The sequence below is a fragment of the Streptomyces xingningensis genome (assembly GCF_054957865.1).
Genome location: NZ_JBDJPF010000037.1, coordinates 48,896 through 64,711, shown reverse-complemented (window position 1 = coordinate 64,711; position 15,816 = coordinate 48,896). Strand labels below are relative to the sequence as shown.

Sequence of the window (15,816 nt, the reverse complement as noted above, 5' to 3'; positions counted from 1 at the left end):
ATCCACGGTGGCCTTGACCGAGTTGCGGATGTAGTTGACCTGATTCTGCTGGGCCACCACCGCCCGCTGACCGGTCGTCAGCGAGTCCGCGGTGGAGTCGCCGAGGGTGGTCCGGGAGGCGTAGGGATAGCCATTGGTGGTGGTGTAGGCGTCCACGATCCACTGGATGCGGTTGTTGACCACCGCGGGGTAGGAGTCGCCGTCGATGGTCAGCCAGGGGGCGACCGCCTCGACGCGCTCCTTGGGCGTGCGGTTGTAGAGGATCCGCGAACCGTCGCCGATGGCACCCGAGTAGAGGATCTGCGGCTCGGCGAAGGCCACCGCATAGGCCGCGCGGTTGATGGGATTGGAGAGCTTGACGCCCCCCTTACCCTGGTAGCGGTAGTTCCGCTCGCCCTTGTCGCTGGAGTAGTCCAGCTCCTCCTGCGGTCCGCCCACGATGGAGTACTGGGTGGTCTTCTCGCCGTAGTACACCCGCTGCTCATAGTCGCCGAGCTTGCCGGTGGTCGGCAGGTCCCGCTCCAGGTAGTCCGGTTCGCCCTGGGCGTCGGCGCCGGTGCCCTTGGCGGCGATGGCGCCATAGCCATGGGTGTACTTGAAGTGGTCGTTGATCCAGTTGCGTTCGGGGATGCCACTGATGTTCAGCTCGCGCAGGCCGATCACCGTGTCCTGCTCCTTGCCGTCGATCTTGTAGCGGTCGACGTCCAGGGTGGACGGGAACTGGTAGTAGCCCTTGCCCTGTTGGCGCTGCTGGAAGGCCGGGGAAACGATGTTCGGGTCGAGGGTCCGGAGGCTGGCCGTGGAGTCGGCGGCGGCCCGCAGCTTCTGCTTGTCCTTGCCCTTGATGTCGCTCGCGCCCGTGTAGTCCGTCTCCTTGGCGCCGTCGATGCCATAGGCCGCGCGCGTGGCGGTGATGTTCTTCTTGATGTACGGCGCTTCCTTGGCCTGCTCATTCGGCTGGACCTGGAACTTCTGCACGATCGCCGGATACAGCCCGCCGATCAGGATCGCCGAGAGCACCATCAGCCCGAAGCCGATCACCGGCAGCTGCCAGGTGCGCCGCCACAGCGTCGCGAAGAACAGCACGGCGCAGATCAGCGCGATGATGAAGAGGATCGTCTTGGCCGGCAGAAAAGCGTTGGCGTCCACATACCGCAGTCCCGTCCAGCCCTCGGTCGACTTCAGCCCGCTGGACTTCACCGCCAGGCCGTACCGGTCCAGCCAGTAGGCGATGGCCTTGAGGGTGACGAAGAGGCCGAGCAGTACGGACAGGTGCCCGGTGGCCGCCGCGGTGGCCCGGCCGCCCGGGCTGGTGAGCCGCAGCCCGCCGTACAGGTAGTGCACCAGCGCGGCGGCGATCAGCGAGAGAACGGCCGCGGCGAAGCCGAAGCTCAGCAGGAAGCGGTACCAGGGCAGGTCGAAGGTGTAGAAGGAGATGTCCTTGTGGAACTGCGGGTCCTTCTGGTGGAAGGGCACCCCGTTGACCCACAACAGCCAGGTGCGCCACTGGCCCGCCGCGGACGCGCCCGCGATCAGCCCGACCAGGGCGGCGATCGCCAGCAGCACCCACTTCTTGTAGGGGGCGATGCCCATCCGGTAGCGGTCCAGGCTCTGCTGCTCCACCGACATGGCGCTCAGCGGCGGCCGCAGCCGGTGCGCCAGCCAGATGTTGGCCCCCACCGCCAGGGCCATCAGCAGGCCGAAGACCGCGAAGAGGCCGATCTTGGTGCCGAGCGTGGTGGTGAACACCGAGGAGTAGTGCACCGACCGGTACCAGAGCCAGTCGGTCCAGAACCCGGCGAACATGACGAAGAGCATGGCCAGCACGGCCAGCACGCCCAAGGTCATCAGCAGGGTCCGGACCCGCCGGGACGGTCGGCCGACTCTTATCCGTGGCCCTGTCGGGCCTCCGCCGCGGTCCGGCATCTGGAAAGCCAAGGTGCGCACCTCGAAGTTCGCTGTCAGTGGAGCTGTGGATCAGGACCCGGGGATAGTAGGGCCCAGTGTGGCAACTTACCGAGGCATTACTCGGTTCCCGATTTCGGCCCCGGGCAGGGCACGATATTGAGCATGTCCAGCAATGCCGGCTCCCCGAGCCTTCCCAACCTTCCCGACCCCGGCACCCCCATGGCCGCCAGCCCGCTGACCCGCGCCGTACTCGAGATCGACGAGTACGCCTCGGGCCTGGGCTGGGACCAGCCCGCCCGGCTCTTCGCCCTCGTCGACACCGCCAGGCTCCGCGCCCAGGAGCCCGCGCTGGCCGCCCAGCTGGGCCTCGACGCCGCCCCGGACACCTCCGCCGCGGCTTCCTTCACCCCCATCGAGCAGGACGAACTGCCGGCCGGTACCGCCCTGGACAAGTTTCTCGGCACGATCGCCTGGCCGGACGCCGTCGTGGGCTGCGCCCTGACCGTGGAACGGCTGATGCTGCCGCCGTCCGCCGAGGGGGCGGTGCCGCCCGGGATGAACCAGAAGCAGCTCGCCAAGTGGGTGGCCGGGCACCCGGAGCGGCAGGAGGTCCGGATGACCGTCGCGGTGCTGCGTGACGGGGCGCGCGAGTCGGCGGTACGGCTGCGCGAGAAGGACTCCCCGACCGAGGTGCTCACGGGCCCGGACCTGGTCCCGGGTCTGGCCGAAGCGCTGTCGGCGACCTTCGCCGACTGACACGGTTCCGCACGGTGCCGGGCGGACGCGGCGGCGGAGCCCAGGCGCTCAGCCCGACGTACAGCTCGGCAGCGCGGCGTCGTCCCCCTTGCGGATCTTCTCCAGGGACTTGAGCGCGTCATCCAGCGTCTCGACCCTGACGAGGGTGAGCCCCGAGGGGGTGTCCTTGGCCGCGGCCGCGCAGTTGTCCTTGGGAGTCAGGAAGTAGCGCGCCCCCTTGTCCCGTGCGCCGACCGTCTTCATCTCGACCCCGCCGATCGGCCCGACCTTGCCGTTGTCGTCGATGGTGCCCGTGCCCGCGATGAACTTGCCGCCGGTCAGGTCGCCGCCCGGGGTGAGCTTGTCGACTATGCCGAGGGCGAACATCAGCCCGGCGCTGGGCCCGCCGACATCCGCCAGCTTGATGTTGATCGAGACCCCGGGGAAGGTGTGGGACGTCCCGGCCTGGATGCCGACGATCGCCCGCTTGTCCCCGGGCGCCTCGGCCGTGACGAGGCCGACGGTGTCCTCCGCCTTGGGCTGCCGGTCCGCCTTCTCCGCGGCGGCCGCCTCCTTGGCCGGGACCACCAGGAAGGTGACCTGCTGACCGGGCCGGTGCTTGGTGACCAACTTGGCCACATCGCCGGGCTGCTTGACCTCCGTGCCGTCCACGGCCTTGATCACATCGCCGGCGTGCAACCGGCCCTCCGCAGGGCTGTTCTTGACGACGGAGGACACCACGACCCGCGTGCCGACCGGGCTCTTCAGCTGCTTGAGCGCGGCGACCTTGGCGCTCTCCTGGGACTGGCTGAACTCCTCGGCGGTCTCCTGGTTCAGCTCGTCCGGCGACTTGTCGTCCGGATACAGCGTGCTGTGCGGCACCACCAGATTGTCATGATTCAGCCAGCCGTAGACGGCTTCTATCAGGTTCATCCGATACTGGGAGCCGGTCACCCGGACCGTCGTCATATTGAGGTGGCCGCTGGTCTTGTACGTCTGGCGCCCGGAGATCTGCAGCACCGGCTCGCCGCCGTGCTCGCCCAGGGTGTTGACCGACGGCCCCGGAGACATCTCCGCATAGGGCACCGGGATCAGCACGCCGGCGCAGAGCAGCGCTATCAGCGTCAGCAGGGAGGCGAGCATCGTCGCAGTGCGGCGGGGCATGGAACGACAGTACGGGACAGGTCTGACAGTCCACTCCCGGGGCGGTCCGTACGGGGCAGCGGCCCGACTTCCGCGCAGCTCAGGCGGTTGGGACAAGGGTCTAGGCGGAGCCGGAGCCCGAATCCGAGCGCTCCATGGCCTCCCGGAACTTCTCATATCCCGCGAGCTCCGCGACATCACCGGTCTTGCGGTTCCGAGCCGCCCACTTCCCCCACAGGGCGGCCGCCACAGCCGCGGCAACCGGAATCAGCAACCAAGCGAGCGCCGCCATGCCGGCCTCCGACCCCTTTACACATCGTTAACTGACCGATGAGCAGATTAATAGCCTGCCGTCTCAACGCTCACTTCAGGGGACCGGTTACGCAACCGGGGGCGGCCCGTCAGTGGGTCCCTGGACCACCCCCTGAAGGACGGCGCTACGCGCCGACCCACCCTCCCGTCACCCGACCACCACCCCTCAAGGACGGCGCTACGCGCCGACCCACTCTTCGGTGCCGTCCGTGAACCGCTGCCGCTTCCAGACCGGCACCTCGCGCTTGAGGTCGTCGATGAGCCGTCTGCACGCCTCGAACGCCTCGGCCCGGTGCGGGCAGGAGACCGCCACCACCACCGCGAGATCGCCGATGGCCAGCTCACCCACCCGGTGCACGGCCGCCAGCGCCCGTACCGGAAAGTCCGCGGCCACCTTCTCCGCGACCCGCCGCAGCTCGGCCTCGGCGGACGGGTGCGCCGAGTAGCCGAGCCCGGCGACGCCGGCACCGCCGTCGTGGTCACGCACCGTGCCCACGAAGAGCGCGGTGCCGCCCGCCGCATCGTCGCCGACGGCCGAGAACACCTCGTCCACGGACAGCGGAACGTCACGGATCGCGAGCAGCCGGATGGGGTCCAGGGCGGCGGATTCGCCGGGGTGGTCGTACATACGCGCCATGACGTCCATCGTGCCGCACCCCGACGACCACCGGGGCCCGGCGGATCCACCGGACCGACCGCTCCCCGGCTGGACGGTCCTCCAGGGCGCGCGACCGGCGCCTACGCTCTGCGGCGGGCCTTGCGCGCCCTGCGCACCAGCGCGGCCGTGCCCAGCAGGGCGACCGTCGCGCCCGCCGCCCCCGCGGCGGTGGCGTCCTTGCGGCCGAGGCGGCGGCCCGCGACCGTATGACGGCCCGCGACCTCTTCCAGCAGCTCCGCGAGGACCTCCTCATTGGTCCACCGGGGCCGCCAGCCCGCGTCATGCAGCCGGTGCCCGCTGACCACCCACGGGTGCATCGTGTACTCGAGATCACCCGCCGGGGACGGGGTCAGACCGAGCCGGTGCAGCCGGGAGGCGGCGCCGAGCGCCACCGCCGAGGGCAGCTCCATGCGGCGGATGCCGGTGAGCTCCTCGACCTCCTCCTGCTCCAGCCAGCCGTCGCAGCCGACCGCCAGCTCGCCCTCGGCCTTCTCCAGGGCGGCGAACTCCAGCGCGCTCACCAGGTCCTCGACATGGCAGAACTGCCAGGCGGGGCGGGAGCCCGCGACCACCAGCAGGCGGGGTGATTCGAAGTACCGGGTGAGCGCGGTGTCCGTGCCGCCGACCAGCACCGCCGGCCGGAGCACCGTGACATTGAGGCCGGGGTGCGCGCGGGGGGCCCGCCGCGCCAGCCGCTCGACCTCCAGCAGGTCGCCGACGCCGGTGGCCTCGGCCGTCGCCCGCAGCTCGGCGTCCTCGGCGAGCGGCACGTCGTTGTCCGGGTGCGCGCCATAGACCATCGCCGAGGTGCACAGCACCACCCGGTGCACCCCCGCGGCCGCGGCGGCGGTCAGCACGGTCTGGGTGCCGCGCACGTTGTAGGCGGTACGGGCGGCGGGGTCCGTCTCGAGGTCGAGGTCGAGCGCGAGATGGACGACCACGTCCGCGCCGCGCAGCTTCTCCGCGATCGCAGGGTCGCGTACGTCCAGTACATGCCACTGCGCCTCGGTCACCTCGCCGCGCCGCTCGTCGATGGCGACGACGTGCTTGATCTCCTCGGACGCGGCCAGCCGCCGCGTGAGCAGCGCGCCGACACCGCGCGCGGCACCGGTGACGGCGACCACGGGCCGTCGGCCGTGCGGGCTCGTACTGTCTCGCGCGGAACCGTTTCGCGCTGCGCGAACTTCTCGGTCGGGGGAACTCACCGGGCGTCTCCAGCGGTTGTCTTCAGTACGTATGAGTCACCACCTGTGTCATGACCCGTACGTACCAGGTGACGTCCATCCTGCCGCAGGCCTCGGGTCGGCGGAGCACCAAGCCCGGATACGAGCGAGGTGTCTACGCTGGGTGGTGTTGTCGGGCATTCGCCGTCGGCCGTGAGCCGGCGGCCCTACGAGCCGAGGAAACCCGTGAGTGACACCCCATTCGGATTCGGTCTTCCGCCGGAGAAGCCGGAAGACGGCGACAACGGCAAGAAGAAGGGTGGTGACCAGGGTGGCGGGGGCGACCGTGGGCAGGGTCCCGCGAATCCCTTCGGGTTCGGAGCGGGCGCCGGCGGCGGGGACAATCCGTTCGCCGCGATGTTCGGCTCCATGAACCCGGCCGATCTGGGCGCCGCCTTCCAGCAGCTCGGCCAGATGCTCTCCTACGAGGGCGGCCCGGTGAACTGGGACATGGCCAAGGACATCGCACGTCAGACCGTTGCCCAGGGCACCGCCGACGGCAGCAAGGACGCCAGTGTCACGGAGGGCGAGCGGGCCGCGGTCGAGGAGGCCGTCCGCCTCGCCGACCTGTGGCTGGACGGCGTGACCTCGCTGCCGTCGGGCTCCGGTTCGGCGAACGCCTGGAGCCGCGCGGAGTGGGTCGAGGCGACCCTACCGGTATGGAAGGAGCTGGTCGACCCGGTCGCCGAGCGCGTCGGGGCGGCCATGGGCAGTGTGCTGCCCGAGGAGATGCAGGCCATGGCGGGCCCGCTGCTCGGGATGATGCGCTCCATGGGCGGCGCCATGTTCGGCACCCAGATCGGCCAGGCCGTGGGGGTGCTGGCGGGCGAGGTCGTCGGTTCGACCGACATCGGCCTGCCGCTGGGCCCGCTCGGCAAGGCAGCGCTGCTGCCGGTGAACATCGAGGCGTTCGGCTCCGGGCTCGGTGTCCCGCAGGAGGAGGTACGGCTGTACCTGGCTCTGCGGGAGGCCGCCCACCAGCGGCTCTTCTCCCATGTGCCCTGGCTGCGCTCGCACCTGTTCGGCGCGGTCGAGGGCTATGCGCGGGGCATCAAGGTCGACACCGCCAAGCTGGAGGAGGCGGTCGGCCAGCTCGACCCCACCCACCCCGAGCAGCTGCAGGAGGCCCTGCAGCAGGGCATGTTCCAGCCCGAGGACTCGCCGGAGCAAAAGGCCGCGCTGGCCCGCCTGGAGACCGCGCTGGCGCTGGTCGAAGGCTGGGTGGACGCGGTCGTGCACGCCGCCGCCGCTCCGCACCTGCCGTCCGCCGACGCGCTGCGCGAGACCCTGCGCAGGCGCCGGGCCACCGGAGGCCCCGCGGAGCAGACCTTCGCCACGCTGATCGGCCTGGAGCTGCGGCCGCGCCGGCTGCGGGACGCCTCCCGGCTGTGGGCCTCACTGACGGACGCGCGCGGCCTGGAGGGCCGCGACGGCCTCTGGGAGCACCCGGACATGCTGCCGACGGCCGCCGATCTGGACGACCCGGACGGCTTTGTACACCGCGAGCACCTGGACTTCTCCGAGCTCGACAAGATGCTGGGCGAGGCGGCCGGGGGCGGCAAGCCGCAGTCCGAGGAGCCCGGGCAGGGCACCGAGGAAGGCCCCGAGGGCGGCAAGTGACCCTTCGGGACAACGCGGAGCGGGTCCTCAAGGAGTGGCCCGCTCCCCCCGGCGACCCCGGGCAGGAAGCCCTCCGGCTGACCTACCTCGACCACCTGCAGACCCACCCCGACGGCATGTGGAAGGCCTGCCCGGACGGGCACCTCACCGCGAGCGCGCTGATCGTGGACCCGGCCGGCGGGCGGGTGCTGCTCACCCTGCACCGCAAGTTGGAGATGTGGCTGCAGATGGGCGGCCACTGCGAACCGCAGGACGCCACCCTCGCGGCCGCCGCGCTGCGCGAGGCCACCGAGGAGTCGGGCATCGCCACCGGGCTGACACTGCTGCCGGGCGGCCCGGTGCGGCTCGACCGGCACCACACGCCCTGCGCCTGGCACCTGGACGTGCAGTACGCGGCACTCGCGCCGGCCGGAGCGCAGCCGACCGTCAGCGAGGAGTCGCTGGACGTCCGCTGGTTCCGCTACGCCGAGGTGGCCTCGGTGGCCGACGAGTCGGTCGTGCGTCTGATGGAGCGCACCCGCGCGCTGCTGTAGTCGCACACGGTGATACCCGGGGCGGTGTCCCCGGGCATCACTACTCGCCGCGGGCCGCGGGCAGATGCGGCAGCCGTTCGGCGGCAACCACACCTTCGAGGTACCCCCGGGCCCGCTCGGTGCGCGGGTACGCCTCCAGCAGCCGCCAGAACGCCGCCCCATGGCCGGGCACCAGCAGGTGCGCCAGCTCGTGGAGGAGCACGTAGTCCACCACGTATTCGGGCATGCCCTGCAGCCGGTGGGAGAGGCGGATGCTGCCCTCCGAGGGAGTGCAGGAACCCCAGCGGGTGTTCTGGTTGGTGACCCAGCGGACCGTATCGGGACGCGCACGGCCGTCGAGATACTGTGCGGAGAGGCGCTCGGCCCGGTCCGCCAGCTCGGCGTCGCCCAGCATCCGCTTGTTCTCCTGGGCGGCGAGCCGCTCGAGCATCACACTGACCCAGCGCTGCTCCTCCGCATCCGACATACGGGCCGGGATGAGGACGATGGTGCGATCACCCTCGCGGTAGGCGGAGACCGTTCTGCGGCGGCGCGCGCTCCGACGGACCTCGACCGCGCCGGTCTCAGCACCTTTGGCCAACGGGCTCGAGGCACTGCGCGGTGGTCTTGCGGCACTGTGCAGGGGGTCGACGGGCACGCCCTGACGTTACCCGCTGGCGGCGCATGAAGTCCCGCCCGCCGCTGGGTTGACGAGGAAACCGGCACCCGAAGGGCAATGACACACGACAGCGGCTTACTTATACGACTATCACCCTCTACCTGTGGATAACTTCGCACGGTAATCGCCGTGGACCTGCATGCTGAAGGCCGACCGAGATCTGGCACCGAGCCACGCAAAGTCACCCAGCACGCCAAGTCACCCAGCACGCCAAGTCACCGAGGGGGAAGCATGCAGGCGCACTCCGTGGGTGAGTCCACGCATCCGATGATCAAGCCCGCGCTGCGCCGTGCCTGGCGCAGCCGCGACTCCGTGCAGTTCGGCATGACGAGGGCCCATGCGGCCGTGGTGGCCCCGGTGGACACCGCGACGGGTTCCTTCCTCGGCCTGCTGGACGGCACGCGTGGCCTGCCCCTGCTCCGCGAGGAGGCGAGAGCCATGGCACTGCCGGAGGGCCGGGCCGACGCGGTGGTGGAGCGGCTGGCCCGGGCCGGGCTGCTCGACGATTCGCGGGGCGGCGGCGAGAGCGGCGCGGCCCTGCGCGGCCGGGGCGGGGCGCTGGAGCGGTTGCGGCCGGATCTGGCCTCGCTGTCCGTGCTCCACCCCGAGCCGGGTGCGGCGATCCGGCTGATGGCGGCGCGTCAGGAGTCGCGGGTGCAGGTGCGGGGCGCGGGCCGGGTGGGGGCGGCCGTGGCGGCGCTGTTGTCGGCGTCGGGCGTGGGGCGGGTCGATGTGGTGGACGGCGGCTGTGTCGAGCCATGGGATGTGGGGCCCGGTGGGGTGGGTGCCGAGGGGACGGGCGAGCGGCGGGATGCCGCCGTGCGGCGGGCGGTGCGGCAGGCCGCGCCGTTTTCTCCGCCGCGGGCCCGGGCCCGCGGCGGCGGGAGTCCCGGGGAGAGCGGGGGCGCGGTGCCCGAACCGCCGCTGGCCCTCACCGTGTTCACGCCCCGTGACGGTCTCTCGGTGTACGCACCGGATCCCGCCGCGGCGGAGGAGCTCGTCTCCGCCGGGGTGCCGCACCTGTACGCGGGGGTGGTCGAGGCCACCGGGGTGGTGGGCCCGCTGGTGCTGCCCGGCTGGTCGGCCTGTGCGGGCTGCATGGAGCTGGAGCAGGTCGAGCGGGATGCGGTCTGGCCCCGGATGCTTGCCCAATGGAGGTCCGGCCGACGTGCGGGGGTACCGTCTTGCGACATGGCACTGGCCACGGTGGTGGTGGGGTTCACCGTGTCGTGGGCGCTCGCGTTCCTCGACAGTGGGTCCATGGCAAACGCGGGGGTCCGTCTGGAGCTGGCTCTGCCGGGTCCGGGGTGGTCGTCCCGCACCGTCGAGGCCCATCCGCGGTGTCCATGCGGGGCGTCGGGATCTTCCGATCCCGAATATGCCTCGGCCGTGGGAATGCCGCAGGGGAAGATGCAGGGGTAACCGCCGTCAGGGGCGTGGCTGTTCAGCAAGTTGGAGGGGCGCATGTCTGATCTACCGCGCAAGGCGGTCGCTCGTACCGCCAAGTTGGCCGCGCTGCCACTGGGGTTCGCCGGGCGCACCGCGCTGGGGCTCGGGAAACGCATCGGCGGGCGGCCGGCGGAGCTGATCGCCGCGGAGCTGCAGCAGCGCACGGCCGAGCAGCTGTTCGCGACCCTGGGGCAGCTCAAGGGGGGTGCGATGAAGCTCGGGCAGGCGCTGTCGGTCTTTGAGTCGGCGCTCCCGGAGCAGGTGGCGGGGCCCTATCGGGCCGCGCTCACCAAACTCCAGGAGGCTGCTCCGCCGATGCCGACCAAGTCGGTGCACGGCGCGCTGGCCCAGCGGTTGGGGCAGGACTGGCGCGACCTCTTCGAGGAGTTCGAGGACAAACCGGCGGCGGCAGCGTCGATCGGGCAGGTGCACCGGGCGGTCTGGCATGACGGGCGCGAGGTCGCGGTCAAGGTGCAGTACCCGGGGGCGGGTGAGGCCCTGCTGTCAGATCTCACGCAACTGGGGCGTTTTGCCCGGCTGCTGGGCCCGCTGGTGCCCGGTATGGACCTCAAACCGCTCATCTCCGAGCTGCGCGACCGGGTGTCCGAGGAGCTGGACTATGAGCTGGAGGCCCGGGCCCAGAGTGCGCATGCCCGGGAGTTCGCCGGCGACCCGGATGTGACGGTGCCGGGGGTGGTCCACCAAAGCGACCAGGTGCTGGTGACGGAGTGGCTGGAGGGGGTGCCGCTGTCCGAGGTCATAGCGGAAGGCACCCAGGAGCAGCGGGACCGGGCCGGTCAGCTGCTGGCGCGCTTCCTGTTCTCGGGGGCGGCGCGGACGGGATTGCTGCACGCGGATCCGCATCCGGGCAATTTCCGGCTGCTGACCGGGGATGCCCCGGACGGCCCGCCGGAGAGATGGCGGCTGGGGGTGCTGGATTTCGGCACGGTGGACCGACTGCCGCAGGGCCTGCCGCCGGAGATAGGCACCGCGCTTCGGCTGACGCTGGACGGCGAGGCGGAGGCCGTTCACGAGCTGCTGCGGACGGAGGGGTTCGTCAAGCCGGAGATCGAGTTGGATCCGGGGGCGGTGCTGGACTATCTGCTGCCGATCATCGAACCAGCTCAGGTGGAGAAGTTCACTTTCACCCGCGACTGGATGCGCGCGCAGGCGACGCGGATCGCCGACCCGCGTTCTCCCGCCTATCAGCTGGCCCGTCAGCTCAATCTGCCGCCGGCGTATCTGCTGATTCACCGGGTGACGACGAGCACCATAGGCGTGCTGTGTCAGCTCGGCGCCACCGTGCGGCTGCGTGACGAGATGGAGGCGTGGGTGCCCGGGTTTGCGGCCGACGACCGCGGTCAGGAGACGTCCGCCTGAGAGCTGAGTCGGGGTCTCACCACCAGGAGGAGTCGAGCCGGCCCTCGATCGCTCTGAGGTTGGCGCGAGCGCAGTCGTTGCAGAAGTAGCGGCGACTGCCGTTCTCGACGGAACAGGCCCAGGTCGGCGGCGTACCGTCGGCGGTGGTGCCACAGCGGGCACACGTGGTGGTCCCGGTGGCCTCAGGGTCCAACTGCGCTGTTTCAGGCGTCTTCTGGTCCACTCCCAGACGATATCCCCGTGGGCGGTTCACGAGGGCACAACGCACCCGACAGGACGCACGCCCGACAGGACACGGGGCCGGTTCCTTTGGGACCGGCCCCGTGGGGTGGTGTTCAGTCGGCCGTGCTCACTGCATGACGGCGGTGGCCAGGGCGCGGCGGGCACGCATGGAGGCACGCTCGGCGCGGCGCTGCATGCGCCGGGCCACGACCAGCCGTACGGCCTGGCGCTCGCGCTCGGCCTCGCGCATGCGGTCGTGCATATGGGCTCGGGCCAGGACTTCTGGGATGAGTTGCATTTCGAGGTTCCTGTTCTGGCGCGACTCGGTCGCACCGGAGGTCTCACGGGTGAGGGCGTTGGAGCCGGTCGGCTCGGATGCTGGACGCTGCATGCTCGGATCCTGCTTCTTGGGGTCGTACGTCAGAGGGCGGTCGATGGTGCCGGGGGCGTTCATGCGACGACCGCGTTCTTGCGCGGACGACCACGGGGCCGCTTGCGGGCCACGACGACGCCCTGGACGAAGAGCTCGCCGCCCCAGACGCCCCAGGGCTCGCGGCGGTCGATGGCGCCGGCGAGACAGGCCTCACGCAGCGGGCAGGTCTGGCAGAGCGACTTGGCGTACTCGACGTCCGCCGGGGACTCGGCGAAGAAGACCTCGGGGTCGTAGCTGCGGCACGGGACGGGGACGCCCAGGTTCTCGATCGCGTCGTCGAGGTCGGTCAGGGCGGTGAGGGGAGTCAAAGTGTCCTCCGTGGGGACGGGCGGGGGGATCAAGTCGGTGGCTGACGGGGTGTGCGTCTTGAGTTGCACGGTTTGAGTTCCTCGTCTGTCGTTCCGGCTGGTGGCCGGGCTGGTTTCCCCTGGCTCGGGGACAAACAAAAGGGCCGCGGATCCCGGTGTGGGTTCCGCGGCCCTGGAAGGTGCCGACCTGATCGCGCCGATCAGGCTGGATCTCTCCAGGGTTCGAGCCCACGGAAGGCCCACATCGTGTGGTGCTGGTACTGCTTCTTCAGGGATCCGGCGCCTTCGGTCTTCGGTGCGAGGGCACTTGCCGGGGCATGTGCCGCTGCTGCCGATTCCGCTACCTCGGACGCCTGGATCGGTCGCTCATTGACCAGGAGGAAGGTGGCGTTGGACAGACCGCTGCCATTGCAGGAACCAAACGGAAGACCAGCGACACCGAGCGGACGCATGGCGAGGACCCGGCGATCGGTCATTTTGTCTGCGGTAATGAAGCTGATCATTGGACTCGCCTCCTCTCGGCGTATCGGGGACGGATGGTGATCCGTCACATTCGGTTGATTCCAGCATGGAGCCACCGGCTCCCGGAAGAGCCGTTGTTTCCCTGCTCGGAAGGCTATGGGTAGGTCGTCCACCCGCGCAAACTATTTTTCCGGAGAATTTTCCGCCGCCTCGCGCGACCCCGGCTCGCGGCCGGCGCACAGCGCCAGGACGTCGGCTCCGAACTTGCCGAGCTTGCGCCCTCCCACCCCTGAGATGCCGGAGAGCTCCGCTTCGGTTCCCGGCACGGCCTCGGCGATGGCCAGCAGCGTCTTGTCGGTGAACACACAGTAGGTGGGCTGGCCCAGCCGCCGGGCCTGCTCGGCCCGCCAGTCACGCAGCCGCTCATGGAGCGCCTCGTCAAGCTCCGAGGGGCAGTCCTCGCAGCGCATCAGCTTGATCTCGCCTGCATCGGTGAGCGTTCGCCCACAGACCCGGCACCGGGCGGATGCCCGGCGCACCCGACGGCCGGCGCCACCGCGCTCGATGCCGCCGCCCGGGAATCCCCCGGCCCCCGGGGCTGCCGGACGGGACATACCGGACCCCGGACGCAGACCGGTCAGAAAGTGGCTGGGCCGCCGCGAGGCGCGGCCGCCGGGGGCACGGGAGAGCGCCCAGGACAGGGTGAGATGCCGACGGGCCCGGGTGACGCCGACATAGAGCAGCCGACGCTCCTCCTCGATCTGCTCATCGGTCTTGGCATAGGTGATCGGCACCATGCCCTCGGTGAGGCCGACCAGGAAGACGGCGTCCCACTCCAGTCCCTTGGCCGCGTGCAGTGAGGCGAGAGTCACACCCTCGACGGTGGGGGCGTGCTGGGCGCTCATCCGCTCGTCCAGCTCGGTGACGAGATCGGCGAGGGTGGTGCCGGGCCTGGCCCGCCCGAAGTCCTCGGCGAGGCGGACCAGGGCCGCCAGGGATTCCCAGCGGTCACGGACCGCGCCCGAGCCCGCGGGCGGCTCGGGCCGCCAGCCCCGGGTGGACAGCACCGCGCGCACCTGGGCGGGCAGGTCCTCGGCGTCGGCCAGCTGGGGGTCGGAGCTTCGGCCGGCCCGGGCCGCACCCCTGAGCAGCAGAATGGCCTCCCGCACCTCGGGCCGTTCGAAGAACCGCTCGGCACCGCGCAGTTGGTAGGGCACGCCGGCATCGGCGAGGGCCTGTTCATACACCTCGGACTGGGCGTTGATGCGGTACAGGACCGCGATCTCGCTCGCGGGCACCCCGGAGTCGATGAGCCGGCGGATCCGCCGTGCGGTGCCCTCGGCCTCGGCGGGCTCATCGGCGAACTCGGCGTAATCGGGCTCCGGGCCCGGGCCGCGCTGGGAGATCAGCTCGAGCCGGTGCTCGGCGGCCCGGCCGCGGGCCTGGACCAGCAGCCCATTGGCCAGGTGCACCACCTGGGGTGTGGAGCGGTAGTCGCGCACCAGCTTGACGACCGTCGCCCGTGGATGGCGGGTGCGGAAGTTCAGCAGGTGGTCCGGGGTGGCGCCGGTGAAGGAGTAGATGGTCTGGCTGGCGTCGCCGACCACGCAGAGGTTGTCCCGGTCGCCCAGCCACAGCTCCAGGAGTCTCTGCTGCAGGGGGCTGACGTCCTGGTATTCGTCGACGACGAAGTGCTGGTACTGGCGGCGCACCGTCTCGGCGATGTCGTGCCGGTCCTGGAGGACGCCCACGGTCAGCAGCAGGACATCCTCGAAGTCGATCTCCCCGCGCTCGCGCTTCAGCTGCTCGTACATCCCGTAGACCCGGGCGATCTCGGCGGGGTCCCGGGGGGCTTCGCGGCCGTGCTTGGCGGCGGTGGCCGGGTAGTCCTCGGGGACGGTCTGGGTGACCTTGGCCCATTCGATCTCGCCCGTGACATCCCGCAGCTCATTGCGGTCCAGGCGGATCCGGCAGCGGGCCGCGGACTCGGCGACGAGCTGGACCTTCCGCTCGACCAGCCGGGGCAGCTCCCCGCCGACGGCCTTCGGCCAGAAGTACTGGAGCTGGCGCAGCGCGGCCGAGTGGAAGGTGCGGGCCTGGACGCCACCGGCGCCCAGCTGGCGGAGCCGGCCGCGCATCTCTCCGGCCGCGCGGTTGGTGAAGGTGACGGCGAGCACACTCGCGGGCTGGATCACACCGGAGCGGACGCCATAGGCGATGCGGTGGGTGATCGCGCGCGTCTTGCCCGTACCGGCTCCGGCCAGCACGCACACGGGACCGCTGAGAGCCGTGGCCACCTCGCGCTGCTCGGGGTCGAGCCCGTCGAGCACCGCATCCGGGGTCTCCGGCACACGCGGGAAGAGAGTGGAGTGCGTTACTGCTGTCACCCCGCCATGCTGCCAGGTCCGCGGAGGTGACCGGGAACGTTGTCCACAGGCGGAACGGTGCGGTCGTATGAATGCCGGGAATGGCCGGGAGCGACCGCACGTTCTACCTCTGCAGCATCACCCGCCGCCCCGAAGGAGATTCGATGTCCCCCGTCACGATGTACAGCACCACCTGGTGCGGCTACTGCCGTCGCCTCAAGGGCCAGATGGACCGTGAGGGGATCGCGTACACCGAGGTCAACATCGAACTCGACGCCGAATCGGCGGCCTTCGTGGAGAAGGCGAACGGCGGCAACCAGACGGTGCCGACCGTTCTCTTCGCGGACGGTTCGACGCTCACCAACCCCTCGCTGGCCCAGGTCAAGGCCAAGGTCGGCGTCTGAGC

At 70.7% G+C, this 15,816-nt stretch carries 17 protein-coding genes; 6 read left to right on the top strand and 11 right to left on the bottom strand.

The features are described 5' to 3' along the window. A partial coding sequence (locus ABCR83_RS20085; RefSeq protein ID WP_462696467.1) for a UPF0182 family membrane protein occupies window positions 1–1,926 on the bottom strand: 1,926 nt, incomplete at its 3' end. Window positions 1,927–2,070: 144 nt separating this feature from the next. Between ABCR83_RS20085 and ABCR83_RS20080 the strand changes: the two genes are divergently transcribed. After that, complete coding sequence (locus tag ABCR83_RS20080; RefSeq protein WP_462696461.1) at window positions 2,071–2,664, top strand: PPA1309 family protein; 594 nt, start codon at window positions 2,071–2,073, stop codon at window positions 2,662–2,664. Between the two features lie 48 nt (window positions 2,665–2,712). Here ABCR83_RS20080 and ABCR83_RS20075 read toward each other — a convergent pair whose 3' ends face one another. The 4 genes from ABCR83_RS20075 to ABCR83_RS20060 all read right to left on the bottom strand — a co-directional run bounded on the left by ABCR83_RS20075 (window position 2,713) and on the right by ABCR83_RS20060 (window position 5,961). Then, the gene (locus ABCR83_RS20075; protein WP_462696460.1) at window positions 2,713–3,807 is read right to left on the bottom strand and encodes a YlbL family protein; all 1,095 of its coding nucleotides are present in this window, start codon (window positions 3,805–3,807) and stop codon (window positions 2,713–2,715) included. A 100-nt stretch (window positions 3,808–3,907) separates the two neighbouring features. After that, window positions 3,908–4,078 (bottom strand): hypothetical protein, encoded by a 171-nt coding sequence (locus ABCR83_RS20070; RefSeq protein WP_462696459.1) that lies wholly within the window; start codon window positions 4,076–4,078, stop codon window positions 3,908–3,910. Window positions 4,079–4,276: 198 nt separating this feature from the next. Then, entirely contained in the window at window positions 4,277–4,744 is a 468-nt protein-coding gene (locus tag ABCR83_RS20065; protein ID WP_462696458.1) for a molybdenum cofactor biosynthesis protein MoaE, read from the bottom strand. Between the two features lie 92 nt (window positions 4,745–4,836). Beyond that, entirely contained in the window at window positions 4,837–5,961 is a 1,125-nt protein-coding gene (locus tag ABCR83_RS20060; protein WP_462696457.1) for an SDR family oxidoreductase, read from the bottom strand. Window positions 5,962–6,165: 204 nt separating this feature from the next. Between ABCR83_RS20060 and ABCR83_RS20055 the strand changes: the two genes are divergently transcribed. Further along, window positions 6,166–7,599 carry a zinc-dependent metalloprotease gene (locus ABCR83_RS20055; RefSeq protein ID WP_462696456.1) on the top strand — a complete coding sequence of 478 codons (1,434 nt, stop codon included), beginning with the start codon at window positions 6,166–6,168 and terminating at the stop codon, window positions 7,597–7,599. Next, a complete protein-coding gene (locus tag ABCR83_RS20050) occupies window positions 7,596–8,132 on the top strand; it encodes an NUDIX hydrolase (RefSeq protein ID WP_462696455.1) in 537 nt (178 codons plus the stop codon). The genes ABCR83_RS20055 and ABCR83_RS20050 overlap by 4 nt, the downstream gene beginning before the upstream one ends. Before the next feature lie 40 nt (window positions 8,133–8,172). Here the strand turns inward: ABCR83_RS20050 and ABCR83_RS20045 are convergent, their stop codons facing one another. Further along, window positions 8,173–8,769, bottom strand: a complete 597-nt coding sequence (locus ABCR83_RS20045; RefSeq protein WP_462696454.1) for a M48 metallopeptidase family protein — start codon at window positions 8,767–8,769, stop codon at window positions 8,173–8,175. 252 nt (window positions 8,770–9,021) lie between these two features. Here ABCR83_RS20045 and ABCR83_RS20040 point away from each other — a divergent pair, with 252 nt between their 5' ends. Together ABCR83_RS20040 and ABCR83_RS20035 are read left to right on the top strand one after the other, a co-directional pair. After that, the gene (locus tag ABCR83_RS20040) at window positions 9,022–10,212 is read left to right on the top strand and encodes a ThiF family adenylyltransferase (RefSeq protein ID WP_462696453.1); all 1,191 of its coding nucleotides are present in this window, start codon (window positions 9,022–9,024) and stop codon (window positions 10,210–10,212) included. Between the two features lie 42 nt (window positions 10,213–10,254). Next, on the top strand, window positions 10,255–11,619 hold the full coding sequence (locus tag ABCR83_RS20035) for an ABC1 kinase family protein (protein WP_462696452.1): 1,365 nt from the start codon (window positions 10,255–10,257) through the stop codon (window positions 11,617–11,619). 16 nt (window positions 11,620–11,635) lie between these two features. Here ABCR83_RS20035 and ABCR83_RS20030 read toward each other — a convergent pair whose 3' ends face one another. The 5 genes from ABCR83_RS20030 to ABCR83_RS20010 form a co-directional block, all read right to left on the bottom strand. Then, window positions 11,636–11,842 (bottom strand): hypothetical protein, encoded by a 207-nt coding sequence (locus ABCR83_RS20030; protein ID WP_462696451.1) that lies wholly within the window; start codon window positions 11,840–11,842, stop codon window positions 11,636–11,638. A 126-nt stretch (window positions 11,843–11,968) separates the two neighbouring features. Next, the gene (locus ABCR83_RS20025; protein WP_462696450.1) at window positions 11,969–12,295 is read right to left on the bottom strand and encodes a hypothetical protein; all 327 of its coding nucleotides are present in this window, start codon (window positions 12,293–12,295) and stop codon (window positions 11,969–11,971) included. After that, window positions 12,292–12,651, bottom strand: coding sequence for a WhiB family transcriptional regulator (locus ABCR83_RS20020; protein ID WP_462696449.1), 360 nt, complete (start codon window positions 12,649–12,651; stop codon window positions 12,292–12,294). The genes ABCR83_RS20025 and ABCR83_RS20020 overlap by 4 nt, the downstream gene beginning before the upstream one ends. Before the next feature lie 131 nt (window positions 12,652–12,782). Then, window positions 12,783–13,085, bottom strand: coding sequence for a hypothetical protein (locus ABCR83_RS20015; RefSeq protein ID WP_462696448.1), 303 nt, complete (start codon window positions 13,083–13,085; stop codon window positions 12,783–12,785). Between the two features lie 141 nt (window positions 13,086–13,226). Continuing rightward, entirely contained in the window at window positions 13,227–15,431 is a 2,205-nt protein-coding gene (locus ABCR83_RS20010; protein ID WP_462696447.1) for an ATP-dependent DNA helicase UvrD2, read from the bottom strand. Window positions 15,432–15,574: 143 nt separating this feature from the next. Here ABCR83_RS20010 and ABCR83_RS20005 point away from each other — a divergent pair, with 143 nt between their 5' ends. After that, the gene (locus ABCR83_RS20005) at window positions 15,575–15,814 is read left to right on the top strand and encodes a mycoredoxin (RefSeq protein WP_462696446.1); all 240 of its coding nucleotides are present in this window, start codon (window positions 15,575–15,577) and stop codon (window positions 15,812–15,814) included. Window positions 15,815–15,816: the final 2 nt, after the last annotated feature.

Coding starts and splice junctions, on each gene's coding strand:
- ABCR83_RS20080 (WP_462696461.1), top strand. CDS start 2,071: ATGTCCAGCAATGCCGGCTCCCCGAGCCTTCCCAACCTTCCCGACCCC.
- ABCR83_RS20075 (WP_462696460.1), bottom strand. CDS start 3,807: ATGCCCCGCCGCACTGCGACGATGCTCGCCTCCCTGCTGACGCTGATA.
- ABCR83_RS20070 (WP_462696459.1), bottom strand. CDS start 4,078: ATGGCGGCGCTCGCTTGGTTGCTGATTCCGGTTGCCGCGGCTGTGGCG.
- ABCR83_RS20065 (WP_462696458.1), bottom strand. CDS start 4,744: ATGGACGTCATGGCGCGTATGTACGACCACCCCGGCGAATCCGCCGCC.
- ABCR83_RS20040 (WP_462696453.1), top strand. CDS start 9,022: ATGCAGGCGCACTCCGTGGGTGAGTCCACGCATCCGATGATCAAGCCC.
- ABCR83_RS20035 (WP_462696452.1), top strand. CDS start 10,255: ATGTCTGATCTACCGCGCAAGGCGGTCGCTCGTACCGCCAAGTTGGCC.
- ABCR83_RS20025 (WP_462696450.1), bottom strand. CDS start 12,295: ATGAACGCCCCCGGCACCATCGACCGCCCTCTGACGTACGACCCCAAG.
- ABCR83_RS20015 (WP_462696448.1), bottom strand. CDS start 13,085: ATGATCAGCTTCATTACCGCAGACAAAATGACCGATCGCCGGGTCCTC.
- ABCR83_RS20005 (WP_462696446.1), top strand. CDS start 15,575: ATGTCCCCCGTCACGATGTACAGCACCACCTGGTGCGGCTACTGCCGT.